The organism is Idiomarina fontislapidosi, from assembly GCF_003226255.1.
GTDB lineage: Bacteria > Pseudomonadota > Gammaproteobacteria > Enterobacterales > Alteromonadaceae > Idiomarina > Idiomarina fontislapidosi.
The window spans coordinates 25,023-37,498 of sequence record NZ_QJST01000001.1; the positions used below are offsets into that span (position 1 = coordinate 25,023).

Annotated in this window: 11 protein-coding genes; 2 read left to right on the forward strand and 9 right to left on the reverse strand. The window is 49.3% G+C overall.

The genetic code is table 11. The features are described 5' to 3' along the window. Positions 1–94: 94 nt before the first annotated feature. The 8 genes from DFP83_RS00155 to DFP83_RS00190 are packed head-to-tail and all read right to left on the reverse strand — an operon-like array spanning position 95 to position 8,044. Positions 95–706: an LPP20 family lipoprotein gene (locus DFP83_RS00155; RefSeq protein WP_220025577.1), complete on the reverse strand. Its 612-nt coding sequence runs from the start codon at positions 704–706 to the stop codon at positions 95–97. After that, on the reverse strand, positions 706–1,860 hold the full coding sequence (locus DFP83_RS00160; RefSeq protein WP_110571981.1) for a transglycosylase SLT domain-containing protein: 1,155 nt from the start codon (positions 1,858–1,860) through the stop codon (positions 706–708). The genes DFP83_RS00155 and DFP83_RS00160 overlap by 1 nt, the downstream gene beginning before the upstream one ends. After that, the gene (locus DFP83_RS00165) at positions 1,817–2,563 is read right to left on the reverse strand and encodes a hypothetical protein (protein WP_110571983.1); all 747 of its coding nucleotides are present in this window, start codon (positions 2,561–2,563) and stop codon (positions 1,817–1,819) included. The genes DFP83_RS00160 and DFP83_RS00165 overlap by 44 nt, the downstream gene beginning before the upstream one ends. After that, the gene (locus DFP83_RS00170; RefSeq protein ID WP_110571985.1) at positions 2,563–3,849 is read right to left on the reverse strand and encodes a hypothetical protein; all 1,287 of its coding nucleotides are present in this window, start codon (positions 3,847–3,849) and stop codon (positions 2,563–2,565) included. Before DFP83_RS00170 ends, DFP83_RS00165 begins: the two co-directional genes overlap by 1 nt. A gap of 21 nt (positions 3,850–3,870) precedes the next feature. Then, positions 3,871–5,265 (reverse strand): hypothetical protein, encoded by a 1,395-nt coding sequence (locus DFP83_RS00175; protein ID WP_110571987.1) that lies wholly within the window; start codon positions 5,263–5,265, stop codon positions 3,871–3,873. Beyond that, on the reverse strand, positions 5,262–6,392 hold the full coding sequence (locus DFP83_RS00180; protein WP_110571989.1) for a hypothetical protein: 1,131 nt from the start codon (positions 6,390–6,392) through the stop codon (positions 5,262–5,264). Before DFP83_RS00180 ends, DFP83_RS00175 begins: the two co-directional genes overlap by 4 nt. A 9-nt stretch (positions 6,393–6,401) precedes the next feature. Next, the gene (locus tag DFP83_RS00185) at positions 6,402–7,340 is read right to left on the reverse strand and encodes a hypothetical protein (RefSeq protein WP_110571991.1); all 939 of its coding nucleotides are present in this window, start codon (positions 7,338–7,340) and stop codon (positions 6,402–6,404) included. 2 nt (positions 7,341–7,342) lie between these two features. Next, complete coding sequence (locus tag DFP83_RS00190; RefSeq protein WP_110571993.1) at positions 7,343–8,044, reverse strand: hypothetical protein; 702 nt, start codon at positions 8,042–8,044, stop codon at positions 7,343–7,345. Positions 8,045–8,371: 327 nt separating this feature from the next. On the opposite strand from DFP83_RS00190, the gene DFP83_RS00195 reads away from it, so the two are divergent. Beyond that, positions 8,372–9,736 carry a sensor domain-containing diguanylate cyclase gene (locus DFP83_RS00195; protein WP_110571996.1) on the forward strand — a complete coding sequence of 455 codons (1,365 nt, stop codon included), beginning with the start codon at positions 8,372–8,374 and terminating at the stop codon, positions 9,734–9,736. Between the two features lie 273 nt (positions 9,737–10,009). Here DFP83_RS00195 and DFP83_RS00200 read toward each other — a convergent pair whose 3' ends face one another. Beyond that, positions 10,010–12,070, reverse strand: a complete 2,061-nt coding sequence (locus DFP83_RS00200; RefSeq protein ID WP_110571998.1) for a putative bifunctional diguanylate cyclase/phosphodiesterase — start codon at positions 12,068–12,070, stop codon at positions 10,010–10,012. Positions 12,071–12,120: 50 nt separating this feature from the next. Here DFP83_RS00200 and DFP83_RS13480 point away from each other — a divergent pair, with 50 nt between their 5' ends. Further along, a complete protein-coding gene (locus DFP83_RS13480; protein ID WP_126753126.1) occupies positions 12,121–12,366 on the forward strand; it encodes a hypothetical protein in 246 nt (81 codons plus the stop codon). The last annotated feature ends 110 nt before the right edge of the window (positions 12,367–12,476 follow it).

Genomic DNA, 12,476 nt, shown 5'->3' on the forward strand with positions numbered 1-12,476 from the left:
TGGGCTGTCGCGCCGAAGATGGGCTGTCGCGCCAAAGGCGCGACTTACGCCGGGCGGTGATATGGAGCATGGGCTGTCGCGCCAAAGGCGCGACCTACAGTTCTGCTTCGAGTTCTTTCATTGCTTTTTGGGCGCGGAACTCTTCGTAGAGTGCTTCTTTTGATTGGGGATCGATGGTGCGTTTTGAGGCGTCGATAATTGCATCAAAGGTATCGCGTGTTTCGTCGAGTACGACTAAGGCACAGAGGTATTTTTTGCCATCAATGCGCGCCATTGACATCTCTTCGGGTGTGCTACCAACAAGCGTCTCGCTGGCGACTTGTTTTGAGACCTGCTCAAACGTAGCGCCTACTGAACTGCCATCTTCGGCTTGCACTTTACGGTTGTAGAGCTTATCCAATACGCTGGCTTTAACTTGAATCTGTTGTGTCAGATCGGCACGTGCAGCGGCGATCGCCTGCGGTTTATCAACGGCCATATTGCCCGACCAATCAACACATGAAGAAGCGGCGAGCCCTTTATCCGATTGAGGGTTGAAAACCCAGCCTGGCGCAGTGTCATTGACGTTGCCTGTAACTTTTTGCACATCGCGATTGGTTTGCTGTTGTGCTTGTTGCTGCATTTGCTGCTCGGTGGGTTGTTGCGGTTGTGATGAACAGGCTGCTAATAGTCCTGTTACGCTAAGTACAAGTAGAGTCTTTTTCATTAGAAGGCTTCCATCATTTGTTGATAATTGATTTGGCGCTGCGTAATTTTACGCAGATAATTTTTAGTTTCTTGTGCGGGCAAGTATGTCATTAAATGTTGATAAGCTTGCTCGCGCGTCATTTGATTAGCGGCTGCACTCGCCTCAGCAAGAGAATAGTCGCTGCCAAAAGTGCGGGCGACGTTGCCCGGGCCTGTATTGTAGGCGGCAATAGATAAGAGTTCTCGCACTTCGTCGTTGCGCACGGCTTTAAAATAACGGCGACTGAGCAAATAATAATACACACTACCCGCTTGGATATTATTATCGGGATCAAACAAATAGGCAGGGCTGAACAGCTGCTGCTCGCCGTATAAAAAGTCACTGATATCCTTACCTGCTGAGGTTGGCACAATTTGCATCAGACCAAACGCCGGAATATGCGAGCGGGCCATTGGATTAAAGCTCGATTCGGTATGAATAATCGCCAAAATTAACGCAGGTGATAAGCCATGCTTTTGTGCGTAGACCTCGACTGTTGGCAATACGCGCTTGATGCGTGCTTGTTGACTCGTGGGTGGCAACTGAACAGTGATTTTGCTGGTGCTAGCCGTGGTCTCGAGTTGGTCTTGAGCGGGTTCTTCGCGACTCGCTTCGGCTTCGGTTTCGGTTTCGATGATTGGCGTACTGTTTTCGACTGTGATCTGTTGTTGTACGGGCTTTGGTAACTGTTTAATCACCGGGTCTGACTTAAGCGCGCTGCTCACGGTGGTACGCGCGAGTTTAGTGAGCTGCTGTTGCAGTTTTTGGCGAAGTTGTGCCTGAGTTAGGCGACCTTGCACCTCGACGGTTACCGTGTTGGCTTCATAATCGACGACTGTGCGTTCTGAGACGTCGTCGCTGTACTGAATATAACGCGTTCTATCGCTGAGTTCGGGATCTTCCCAAACTTCCGCAAGTTGCTCTTTGTAGGCTGCCTCAGCCTCACGCCACTCGTTGACGAACTGTTCAAAGGCTTGCCAATGCTCACGCTCAAATTGCTCGAACTCGGCTTGCTGCTGTGCGGCAAATTGTGCGAATGCATCCTCTTCAGCCGCCGTGTCTTGTGCTAACGCGGAGAGTGCAAGCGGATTAAGGATTAAAATAGCTGTCCAAGTCGAACGCTTTATCGGCATCTTGTTGTTCCTTCTTTTGCTCTGCTTGCACGCGTAACCGCTGACAGTCGATACTTTCGCAGGTCGATGCGATAGTGATACTTTGCCCGTAGTCTTGCTGATTAAAATATAATCGTGCGGCACTGTATTTGGCAGTATCCAAGGTAAGCTGCTCGGGCTGTAAGTTCTGTTGTAGATAAGCAAACTGACGCGGCTCGGGGGCGAGGTGTGCAATCAGAGCCACGGCATCGGCACTGCTGTACGACTCACTTAAACTTAATTGTAATAGCTGCTTTAATTGCGTCTGATCCAATTGACCTTGCATTTGCCAGGCGGCGCGCACGGCGAGTGCAGCTAAGTTAAGTGCCTTATTTTCAACCACCACGTTGCCACTGCAATGTTGCCAGCCATCGGCTGTCCAGAGCTTTTCGTTATCGATACGACCGGCAAAAAAACTTACATTGTCGGCAATTTCAAAGCCCAGCGTCTCGCTGAGTTCGGCTTTTAACTGAAGGCGTTGAGGTTTACTTAACAGCAAACGGCAGGCTTTTTGGTCAACTTGTGCCGGAAGATCTTGTTCAGCCTTGACTGCCACGCCATCCGATGTCGTTTGTTGTTGATAACGGTTTAAAAGGGTTAGCTCATTGGCAGTGGCGGATGAGCTGCTAAGCGCAACCCACCCGCAAACCGCAAATATCGCTGGTTTTATCAAACAATTCGCCATTACAAGTTATCGTCGTCAGAAACTTTACCTGACGCGCCTTGTGGGTTGGCTGCTTTGTCGTTATCACCACCATAAACGTTGATAGCGCGACCTGAACTGTCCTTCTGCGCACTACCGCGTCCTTGCATTTCGCGTTGTGCTTCTTTTGCGATCGCTTCAAAGGTGGGTGAGTGCACCGCAACGGTGTATTGCCAATGACCGTCGGCGCTGACAAAGTTACGTGTTTGCACGCCAGCAGGGAGAGTACCTCGAGCAATCGCTTGGTATTCATCACTTGCTTTTAATTGGTTCATGAATTGTGTGCGATCATTGTCGAGCTTTTTCACACGTGTTGGATCGTCTAAGTTGGGATCGGTATACTCAAATTGTTGAGTGCTTTCGAGCTGCTCCTCGTTAAAGCCACCTTGCCAATAGACTTCTTCACCTTTCATGGTGCCGAGTAAGGCCGCACGTGCGCGGGTTTCCGATTGACGCTTAGCAACATCTTTAAGACGTTTTGCAACACGAGGGTTATCGTTGTTGCGAACGATCGCTGAGCCGTAGCCCATCAAAATGACTTCGCCCGTGTCAGCGTGCGTCAGGATCTTTGCGCCCATGGGGGGCAACACACCGGTGTTAATATCGGTAACGATCTGCTTGAACAGTTCGTTAGGATCACTGGTCACAATCGCTGCGCCTGCATTTTCACGCACTTGCGAACGCGTTTTGGGTGTTGAAATTAAGCTAATGCGTACTTGGTTGCTCTCGACATCATCGTATACGTCATATGTCACGTAGCCTGCCAATGAACCGTTGACTGATTCGACACATCGTTCTTTCATCGCGGATGTTTCGTTCGCCACTGAATCGGTGCCGGTATCGATAGCGTCCATGGTCAGTTCAGCTAAGTTATTACAGGTTACGTCGACGCCTTTACCGTTAGATACGAGCTGACGTTTCGCAATGAGTGCCGCTTGGTTGTATGCTGCTCGCTTAGACAACAAGGTGGCGTTCATATTGTCGTACGTTTGGTAAAACGCGCTACCAATCGACAAAATGCCTGTGCCACTACCGACTTGGATTAGACGGATACCATCTTCGCTATTATCGACTAATTGTTGGTGTGCGACAGCAACGGCTTCTTTTTCGTCACTCCCCACCACGACATTGCCTTCGGTGACTGTTGATGTGCTCTCAACTTCTTGCCCAGGGCGTGCTGGCGTTAAGTCGGTTAAGTCAAAATCTTGTGCTTGGGCGGCGCCGCTGATGCCTGCGATAATCGCGAGGCCAAGTAAGGTGCGTTTCATATATTGTCCTTTATGGTCTTACTAATTAAATCGTATGGTGAATTCATTGGCGATAACCGCCTTGGGCAATTCTGTCGCGGTGATAGGCTGCAAAGATTGCTGTAAGGCAGCAACCAGGTCACCCGTTTTACCGCTAAAACGCAGTTGCGCTTTATAGAATTCACCGTTGTTGGAGATGCTGACATCCTGCGCGCCTCCAAGTGTTGATAGCACGCCAGATAAACGTTCGGGCTGAGCTAAATAGCGACTGTTGATGTACACATCATGTACGAGTCCGCCTTCTTGTACGACACGCATGAATGCATCACCTAGTTGTTTGCTCAGAGCTTGTTGTTGTGGCTCTAAAGCGAGATGAACATCGATGAGGTCGTACAAAGCGTTCGGTCCGTTTGGCAGTGACAATAAAGCGGGGTCATTTTGCCACTCACCGTAAACATTTCCTGCTTGGTCGGTTACTTGCACACGCAGATCAAGACGCGCTGTTCCGGCACGCTCTATCAAGCGAGGCTTGGCACGCAGTATGAGGTTGGCATTGTCGCTCAACTCCACTCCTTGCTGCGACAACCAGCGCTTGAGTTCACTGTCGAGCGGCGCCGGGGCTGCTACAGCGACACGCGGAGAGCCGATTTGCTGCATGATATGGGACGTGGCGAGTTCAACTTTTTGTTTTTCGACATCGGCACGGATGGTGACCTCAATGCCGTTATTGGCGAGTTGTTTTGAATCGATTAACTGCCATTGTTTGACCATTCCGGCGGATTTTGTTTGCAACTGACGGGCTACAAAATCATTCATGGCGAAGTTGTCACTGGTATTGTTCGTGTGACTCACGGTATTTGAGTACTGTGTGCGTTGCTCTGTAAGCCATACGCCGACAACCTGTGAGATGGCACGACGCAGTGCGTCTAGCTCAGCGACTTCGCGTGCGCTCATACCTTGTTTATCATCGCGCCAGCCCTCACCAACGACAGTCACTGAGACGGTGGTTTGCGCATCATCCCAGCTACCGCTGTCGGTGCTTGCGGTGCCCAGTGGTTGCTTGTTGAGGCTCACGGTTACACACGTATCTGAACCTTCTAAGCGGGGCTTTGAGGTATTGGTTCGCAGACCGCGCATATCATAGCCTGCTTGTGCCATGTCGCTTAACTGTTGAAGCCAAGTTGAGCTTGCCGTATCCATTTGTTCATAGGTATTAGCAATGCTAAGCACTTTACCTGACTGAACTGCGCGAGCAATTTCAGCCAGCGCTTCGGTTTTTGCTTGCTCAATGGCACTCGCACCGCGCCCGTAGGCACAGTGCTCTGCCTCAATGGCGCCGTTGAGCAGCACATTTAGATCTTGCGCCTGTACACTCACCGCAGGCAAGCCAACGGCGAGTGTCAGCAACGCGGATTTAACTCCGGTTGCTTTAATCATGTACGGTTCTCCAAGAAGTTCGCTGGCGTACCGACGGATACAGCAAAAATCTTAGCACTATTGGAGGGGCGATAAATGCCGGCTTCTGCCTGCGCAGAAATCGTGTCGGCGAGCGAGGAGTCCTTCCATAATGTCATTTCGCCCATTGCACTGTTGCGTGATGGGTTAACGTTGGCAACCCCGATAGGCTCAACAAACCCGGCGCTGTATTGAAAGATGATCATGGTTTCATTAGGGAGCACACCCGCGTTTTGACCGCGATCGAGGCTGATTTGATTGCCCTTGATCCCGAGTACTTGGGCGGTTGCCGGCATTTCTGACAGCATACGTGTGAGCAAAATATCGATGCCGCGAGATGCCATATCGTTGATCACCGCGTTGACATGTGCGCTATCGAAGTAGCGGTAACCACTGACATAGCGGTTGTTTGCCATGACATACTTGAGCTCGCTGCGGTCACGCACATCCTCGGATTTAACGCGGATTTTGCCAAGGTTCGGGTAAGACAACATTTCACGTGTGTAGGGGTCGATGGTTGCTGCCGTTAATTCGAGGGTGTAGTCCATCCAACCTGTGATGCTGCCCTCATTTTTTACCGTACGAAGGGTATCGAGTTTAACCACATAGTCAGGTTGTAAAACACGACGTTCAGCAGCTCTGTTCGCCACCGACGTAGCGCCTTGCTGCTCAAGTTGAAGTTGTTTTTCTTCGCTTATAACGCTGTCATCTCGAGTCACGATGCGGAAGCGGTTGATGCCTGCGAATTGGTTTTCGAGCATTTTGAGTAGCTGACTGTCATCGTATTCGCGCAGGGCATCAACGCCTTGACCTTCGCCGCCAACATCGGTGCCGCTAAAGTACATGCGTACGATGGGTTTTTTTAGCGGGCAATTGTCGTTTTCGTTGCTGCGATCAAACGTACAGTTCGCTAATCCTTGAGTATCAAAGTAAGCGGGTACTTTGATGTCGTCATCTTCAAACCGATAAGCACTTTTTGCGATGATCGCGTTGGAAGCACGATTACTGACTTGACCTGTTTGCGTTTGTTGCGCGGGTTGGGTGGTTTGGCAGGCCGATAACACCGCGACAGCTGCAAGGGATAAGGCAATTTTTAACGTGTTCTTCATGAGGTTTTCCTATTCTATACTGGCGTCGAACAACCAGTTTGAAACGGGTTGTGCGACCATTGCTTTAAGTTGATTCTGAGCATCGGTAGCCGCGTCTTCGGGAGTCGCTCCGGTGCCGATGACTTCGATAATTTGTTGGTGTAACTGACGAAAGGGCGACTGTGGCTCGGTAACCGACGCAATTAACTGTTGGCGGTGTAAATAACCCGTATTGCTTTGGCGTTGTTGTGCCTGTTGCTCAAGTTGCAGCCATAAGTCAGGTTGACTCTGCGATGGGGTGTTTCGCTGAATCACGCCCGCTATGACGTTTAAATCTCGGCTCGCTATCACTCGCAGTCCCAGTGATTGTTCAACGCGTGTTAACTCAACCAGCTGCTGGTTAAATGGGTTATCTGTTTGCGAGGGGTCGAGCTGTGCTAACGCAAGGGCGTAAGCGTTGGCCGTCTGCAACGGCTGCTTGTAGCGAAGCAACCATAATAACTGTTGTTGCGAATCGGCTTGTGTCGGGAATCGTAATTCGCTGTATTGATCAATTTGGTTCTTCAGGAAATCGTGAACAGCGGCTTTTTTAACTGCCACTTTGACACTGACTGTGCCGTCGGCGTGGCGGTAGCTTTGTTCGGGCGCTATATTACTGAACTGCAGCGGCACTGATTGTCCAGCCACCGTCAGGCTGAATTGGCTTTGCGTATCCGTGCCCTGTGCGCTGGTTTGCTTGTCGTATACACTCAATGACTCGCTGCGCAAGGACACGGCAACCTGCTCTGCAATTGCAGCGAGCGCGGTTTGTGTTGCTTGCGCATGAGTTTCAGCGGTCGCCACAGCCCGATAAGTGTCACGATCAGAAGAAGGCAGCTCAGTGACCCACTGCGGTTGATCTTGCGCATGCAGTGGCGTACTGAACGCTAACAGTGACACCACTGCTAGCGTTAACGCAGATATACGCACGTTTAGCCTTTGGCTTCGAGTTCTTCTTGCAAGCCATCGATAGCCTCGATGGTTTCTTGCTCTAACGAAATTAATTCGTTTGCATCCGAAGCCAGCTCTAACTGGTCTTTAGCACGCAATATCGCCAAGGCAACATCATTGTCAGCGGTGCGCTCGTCATCTGCTTTCATCATACCGCCAAGCCAATTGGCCGCGGTCGCTTTAGCAATTTCACCACCGTACTGACTGGTTAGATAACCCAATTTGATTAGCTGTGCAGTAAGCTCGATACCTAATTGGGTATTACGCTGAGTGACCTCATCAATCGAGGCTTGATATGCCACAATTTTAGGACCAATTTTGTCTTCCTCTGAAGTCGCTCCCGCATCGAACTCGGTGATAGCTAATTGCAGCTGTTCGGGGGTTTTGCCTTGGTGAGCATACAAAAAGGCTTGTACATCAGCGTGATTTTCTGCTTGTGTGCGGTATTCATCCATCACACTGTATTGGCGCTCTAAAATTGACGCGCAAATATTTAGCACTTCATCGACACCAGGACTGACCTCGACCCGATTGAAGCCAACTTTCTCAATGTTTTCAGATAATGTAGCGATAGCATCAACACGGTTCATTGTTGCTGCCTGTTCGTTACCTGACCCGTTAGACATACAGCCGGAAGTTGCAAGAATTGCGGCAAGCGTAGGCGCCAAGATCCATTTGTTCATAATTAATCCCTCGGGGTTAAAGAAACTAGCAATAGGTGTTTATTAATAAGTTGTTATCTAATATTTTTGGCTAATGTAAATTTTATGTAAAGATAGTTCAACAGTTTTTTATGAACTTTTTGATACATTAAAAAGACAGATTGGTTGTTGTGCTCGCCTGTAAGCTTTGATAAAAGTTACGTTGTTGACATAGGTCAATCATTTTTTGGCAACTTTAGATTTTGCTTGTATACTTCTCGATCCCAAAAGGATTTGGGAATTAGCGATATGTTGATAGATGTATCTGCTGACCTCGGGAAATAGCAACGGACTGGACGTTGGAGTTGGATGAGTTACGAGAAAAAATTATTGGATATTGCTGACGAATTTGTCGCTTACATTGATAAAGACAAAATTTATCGCTATATCAACCCCGCTTATGAAAAGTTTTTAGACCTCGAAGAGCCTATCGAAGGAAAACACGTCGCTGATATTTTTAGTGAGGACTCACTTGGCGATGTATTTGAATTTCAGAATCGAGCCTTAGCCGGCGATAAATGCCATTTTTCTAAGCACATTCGTTTGCGTGATGGGCGTGTACGCTATTGGAGTGCCCGATATATTCCTTATATTGATCACGACGCGGGTGTGGTCAACGGTTTTTTTGTACTCATCTCTGACGAGACGGCTAATAATGCGGTGCTGCATTTATTGAAGCGAGTGTATACCGCAGCAACCCACGAAAACCGAGGGCCCGATCGCAGCGAGGCGATCAATATGGTACTGCAAGAAGGTTGCGACTATTTGGGGCTGGATGTTGGTTTGGTCAGCAAGGCGATCGACGACTGCTATATCATTAAATGGGTCCACTCTCGCTTAGCTCCGATTGACCCCGAAACAGAATTAAGCTTGGGGCAAACCTATTGTTCAGTGACGCTAAATAACAAGGCAACTACCTACACGGTAAAAGCCTCTGAGTGCCCAGTGTATCGTAACCACCCGAGCTATCAGCAGTTTAATTTTGAAACTTACATTGGTGCACCCTTGTATTTAAATGGTCATTTATGGGGCACCTTGAGTTTTTCGAGCCCATCGGCTCGCGAAAATGAGTTTAGTTCGCTCGAGTTAGAAACGTTTCAGATCCTGACTAAGTCGATACAAATGCTGTTGAATGAACATAAGCTCGTGAAGTCGTTGCACGCGGAAAAGTCGGAATTGGAGGTTTTTGCTCAAACCGATGAGTTAACAGGTTTAGCGAACCGTTCGTTTATTACCCGTTACGTAACGAAGCAGCTGTTTATCATGCAACCTGGTGAGTTTGTATTTGCGCTTATCGATATTGATTATTTTAAGCGTGTTAATGACAGTTACGGCCATGAGGCGGGTGATGAAGTGTTAATGCAGCTGGCGCAACGTGTAAAAGAGGGCTTGCGTAAAACGGACATTATTGCGCGGCTGGGTGGGGAGGAGTTCGTGGTTATTTTGAACGAGAGTAACACCACCCGTGCTCATGCTACGCTTAATCGTCTCCGTCAGTTGGTTCAACAAAAGCCGTTTAAGCTCTGCCAAACAGAAATAACCACCACGGTGAGTATTGGTGCTACATTCAACGTCGAGGGCGATGATTTTCGTGCCATTTACAACCGCGCCGACGAACAGCTTTACAAAGCAAAATATCGCGGCCGTGATTGTTTAAGCAGCGATTTCGCGTAGGTCGCGCATTGTGCGCGACGTGGGGCTCTTTTCGTGCGCAGGATGCGCACGCTACGTCGGTGTGGTAGGTCGCGCATTGTGCGCGACGTGCAGATCTTTTCGTGCGCAAAATGCGCACGTTACGTCGGTGTGGTAGGTCGCGCATTGTGCGCGACGTGGGGATCGGACCGTGCGCAAAATGCGCACGCTACGCGCGACGTGCAGATTGGACCGTGCGCAAAATGCGCACGTTACGCGCGACGTGCGTATCTTTTCGTGCGCAAAATGCGCACGCTACGCGATGTTGAGGTCTGCCAGGGGCATGGGTTTGTAGAATTTAAAGCCTTGTAAATAATGGCATCCTCGGGCACTAAAATAATCGTGCTGCACTGCATCCTCTATGCCTTCCACAACAATTGTTTTGTTGAGCTGTTGCGCCATATAAATTATCGAGTCAACTAGCGGATACTCGGTATTTGCCTGTGTGACTTGGTCTGTGAACGATTTATCGATTTTGAGAATGTCGATAGGTAAATCGCTCAGGTAGGACAAACTGCTATACCCCGTACCGAAATCATCAATCGCAATTTGAATACCCGCCTCATTTAAGGTTGTGAGCTTCTGTTTTACAAGTTTGATGTCTTTGGCGACTACACTTTCGGTGAGCTCAGCGCACAGATCTGACGGATTGAAGTGATATGTTTTGCACAGATTAATCAGGTCTTGTGCTATATCGGTCTGATGAAACTGCTGCACAGACAGGTTGAGTGACAGACGGATACCGTGCTTTCGGCACATAGGTGCCATATCGCGAATGGCTTTTGACATCACGAATTGACTCAGTTGTGTGATCTGTCCTGTTTGCTCGGCAACCGGTATAAACTTACCTGGCGAGATAAAGCTGCCGTCTTGTTGCGGCCAACGCGCCAGTGCCTCAACGGCTTTAATTCCTCCCGACTGGGCATCGATAATGGGCTGATAGTGCACATCTAACTGGTTGTTATCGAGAGCTATCTGCAAGCGATTACGTAAACAGAGGGCTTCGTGGTAGTGCTTCGCCATTTTATCCTGATAGAGCACAAAGTTATTGCCACCTAATTTTTTAGCTGAACTCATCGCAACATCGGCGCGTTGAATGGCGTCTTCGGCACTGGTTTCACGGTTTTCGATGCGATAAACACCCAAACTTGCGGTGACATGCAGGTAAAACTCATCGATGGCGATTTTTTCACGGATGAGGTTTATTAACTGTTGGCAGTAGTCTTCAACTTTAAAGTCTTTAACGGTTTTTACGAAGATGATGAACTCATCACTGCTAAAACGAGCGACTTTGGCAAAATGAGGTTTGTCGTCGAGCAGCCGCTTTGCGATGGTTGTAAGAACAATGTTTCCGGTGCTTTGCCCGAGGCTATCATTGATTGGTTTGAAGCCATCTAAGTCGATAAATATTACCCAGCCGGAGTGACCGTGATTATCTAAGTGGTTTTGAATGTACTGTTCGAGATAGGAGCGTCGGTACAGGCCTGTAGTGCTGTCATGTTGCGCGATATAACTAATTTTGTCTTTTTCTACGCGAAGACGTGTGTTGGTAAAAAATGCGAAGGTGAGCACGATAGAAAACACGAAGCCGACGAAGTAAACCATTAAGCTGGTTTGCGCGGCAATCAGAATCGGGTCGCTCATGGTGATGAAGTCGCCGACCTCTAAAATCTTGTTGATTTGGCTCGTTGATACGTAAGTCCAAAGACATGCGACGGTGAACTGTGTCAGTGAGATGGTCAGCCAACTGGTCGGTGAAAGCATGGTGTAGTTATATTCGTCTGACCATTCCATCGCCAGCAGTGTCGCGGATACGACCGTGATGACAAACGCACATAAGGAGACCTCGAACACATTTAGCTGGCTGGCGAGGGTGGCGTCCATGGTGAACAGACAGTACAAGTCGAATACACCGACGACAAGACCGTAGATACTGGTTGCCAGACCGAGCGCGCGATAAAGTCCGGCGACTTTAAATACGCAAAACGTGGCGCCCGCCATTAACACAAATAACCGCATGGTGAGCGGCGGCATACCGTTGGATAGGGCGAGGGTGATGGGCTCAACGAACAGTAGAATTATCCCAAAGACAAACAGCGCGGCGCCTGCCAGTCGGGTAAGCCAATATTTTTGCAATACATAACCGAAGTAAATGGCGCTGACCATAAAGCCTGCAATAACGCACGTGGCGGATAGCAGTGGAAGTTGGCTGGGGGGCAGGAAGTAGGGTTGCACCAGCGTTGCTATTGCGCCGAATAACGTCGCTACCGCAACGTTAATAATGACCGAAGCTGAAATCGTCCGTTTTAGTTGCATAGTCACATCAAATTAACGCCAAACCTAAATGCTAATCGATTTTATCCAATATGACTATACAAATGTTATCGCAACGTGCAGATTGGATCGTGCGCAGGATGCGCACGTTACGTCGGTGTGGTAGGTCGCGCATTGTGCGCGACATGCAGATTGGACCGTGCGCAGGATGCGCACGCTACGTCGGTGCCGGATATCGTCCCATGGGCGTAGGTCGCGCATTGTGCGCGACATGCAGATTGGACCGTGCGCAGGATGCGCACGCTACGTCGGTGCCGGATATCGTCCCATGGGCGTAAGTCGCGCATTGTGCGCGACGTGCAGATCGGACCGTGCGCAAAATGCGCACGTTACGCGCGACGTGCAGATTGGACCGTGCGCAAAATGCGCACGTTACGCGCGACATGCA